The organism is Microcoleus sp. LAD1_D3 (genome assembly GCF_036702135.1).
Taxonomy (GTDB): domain Bacteria; phylum Cyanobacteriota; class Cyanobacteriia; order Cyanobacteriales; family Microcoleaceae; genus Microcoleus.
The window spans coordinates 1-2,561 of sequence record NZ_JAUBSB010000138.1 but is presented as its reverse complement, the minus strand read 5'-3'; the positions used below and the strand labels follow the sequence as shown (position 1 = coordinate 2,561).

At 48.5% G+C, this 2,561-nt stretch carries 2 protein-coding genes; both read left to right on the top strand.

The window, feature by feature from the left end:
- Positions 1–163: 163 nt before the first annotated feature.
- Positions 164–994 carry a hypothetical protein gene (locus tag QUA74_RS29530; protein ID WP_333336297.1) on the top strand — a complete coding sequence of 277 codons (831 nt, stop codon included), beginning with the start codon at positions 164–166 and terminating at the stop codon, positions 992–994.
- 190 nt (positions 995–1,184) lie between these two features.
- On the top strand, positions 1,185–2,522 hold the full coding sequence (locus QUA74_RS29525; RefSeq protein WP_333336295.1) for a DUF3987 domain-containing protein: 1,338 nt from the start codon (positions 1,185–1,187) through the stop codon (positions 2,520–2,522).
- Positions 2,523–2,561 lie beyond the last annotated feature (39 nt).

Below are 2,561 nucleotides of genomic sequence, written 5' to 3'. Positions count from 1 at the left end.
TATCCTCGAATGCAGGAACCTCGCTCTGTCTTGAAAGCTAAACTGCGGGCGTGATTAAGCCTTTTTCAGTGCCATTGTACTATGAATAGTAACTGGAACAACGGACGTCCTGCAAGTACCGCCAAACTCATTCGTGTAACAAAAGACAATCCTTGTCCTCACAGTGGCAAGCCTGACTGGTGCTACTCAATCGGTGAGTTGTCAGTCTGTAACCGCGAACAGCCAACCGCTACGGGCTGGGAAGCAACATCGAAAGCTGATAAGGACGGGAAAATTTACTACGCTCCCATCCAACAAAAAAGGTATCCGCCCCCGGCAGACTCGCTACTGGGAATACCCCGCCCGCGACGGCTCCCCATTGGTGCGAGTTGTAAGGTTTGACGACGGGCAAGGTGGCAAGCCTGACTGGACTCAGCAAAGCTGGGGCAAGTGCAAGAGTTCCCGACAGATTGGCTGGATAGGAGGCACGGAAGGGGTAGCGCGTGAAAATATCCCTATTTACCGCTACGCAGAGGTCAAAAAGGCGATCGCAAATAATGAGCTGATTTACCTTGTCGAGGGTGAGGCTTGTGCGGACATTTTGTGGGATTTAGGCTTGGCCGCTACCTGTAACATAGGTGACTCTAGCAAGTGGCGAAGCTCTGACACAAGCGATTTAGAAGGTGCAAAGGTTGTTATCGTTCCTGATCGCGATGAACCAGGTATCAAACACGCCGAGGTATTGGCTCAGGAATTCCCTAACGCCCTATGGCTTTATCCCTACCCAAACTCTAAAAGGTGGGAAAACGTACTCAAAAGTAAAGGGTTAGACATTGCTGATTGGATCGACCAACATCAAATAACCGCAGAGGATATCAAAGCGGCGATCGGAGAGAAGAAAGTTTTTGAGATTCCCCCGGCAGCAACAGCAAAAGTCATCCATCCTGAGAAATTCCAGATTCCCGACATCTCCGAGTTAGGGGAAGAAATCGAACACCTCCTAGACCATTGGTAACAAGTTAATCTAAGAAAGCATTTGTCAATCAGCAATTATGCTCAACATTTACTCGGATTTTGGGCATAAAACTGAGATTTTGGCGATCGAGGAATCATGCCTCCATGATATTTATACTTACTCCCTCTCAAAGCGTGAATTTTCCACTCCTAAAAAAGCAGTTTTTTTGAGTAATATTATTGATTGACAAATGCAATTAAGTCTTAACTTGTCACCAATGCTCCTAGACTCCGACCTCAAGAAATCTCAGCTACAGCTTAAAATCTCCGAGCTAGCTCAAAGGTTCCGAGTCAATGCTGCAGATGTTTGGAAAATTTACCGCGACCGCGAGTGCGAGCAAGAGCAAGAAATAAACCAAGAGGATACCGCGGCCGAAGTTGCCCGATTGCTTTCGGCTCAAAGAGCACAGCTTGAACTATCAGAGATTTTGCCAGCCAGCCTTGCAGCGCCGATTAAGACTTTGGCAACACGGCTGAATCTGAAAACCGAGTGCTACTTAGCAGCGCTCCTCACTCAAGTTTCTAGTCTGTTCAAGGTTGGTTCAGAAGTTCTGCTCCGGCGCGATACCGATTATCGCTGCACCCCTAACTATTTCGCAGGCATTGTAGCTGAGTCATCTCAAAAGAAATCACCCATCATGCGGGCAATAATTGACCGGCCAATGCAACCACTGCGAGAGAAAGCACGGGAAGAGTACCGCAAAGCTTGCGACGACTACGAGCAGGAAATTGCCGACTATAAGTCCCACAAAAAGAAACAATCAGGAGATGAACCTCAAGGCCCGCCACCGAAACCACCGCGCCAAAGACTTTACTCTTTCTCCAAAGCTACAGGTGAAGGGATTTTGTATCAGGTCGCAGAGCATCCCGATCAGGCTCTGATGTACCGCTGCGACGAACTGGCAGGACTATTTAAGTCAGCCAATCAATACCGAGGGGGTAAGGGTAGCGACGATGAGGACTTGCTTGAGTTCTGGAACGGTACAGGCAGCACAGTTCTGCGGGCTTCTGGAACTAAGGCGGATTTAGATGGTTTGTGGTTGAGCGTTTTTGGAACCATCCAGCCCGATGTATTGGCAACACTTCTCAAGGATTGCAGCGACTCAAACGGTAAGTTCGCTCGGTTTGAATTTGTTTTTCAGCCGTTGGCCGCGTCTAAGTTGTCAGAGGAAGACAGCGGAAGTTTTGACATTACGCCGATGCTTAGCAGCCTGTACACAAAAATAGATGCTTTGCCGGCCTTGAAGATGGAGCTAACCCCGGAAGCTAAGCGACTTTTTACTGCCTTTTACAATGCCACGGAAGACCGACGGGTTGCAGAACCTAAACAGGGTATCCGAGCAATGGTTGGCAAGATGCCTGAGAAGGTCGGCAAGATGGCCGCTATCATTCACACCCTTACCTGTGCCTTCAATGGTGTCGAGGTCAGCTTGCAAATACCCAAGAGCGCTGTGGAAGCGGCGATAAAGTTCGTCGTAATTGCTCAACTAGGGGAAAAAAGGGAGCCATCAGTAGAGAGAGCTTGTTGAATAGATTGATAAGCAGTTAAACCCTGACGCTTGCCAGTA

Excerpts from the sequence above, each read along its gene's own strand:
- QUA74_RS29525 (WP_333336295.1), top strand. The coding sequence starts at position 1,185 with ATGCAATTAAGTCTTAACTTGTCACCAATGCTCCTAGACTCCGACCTC.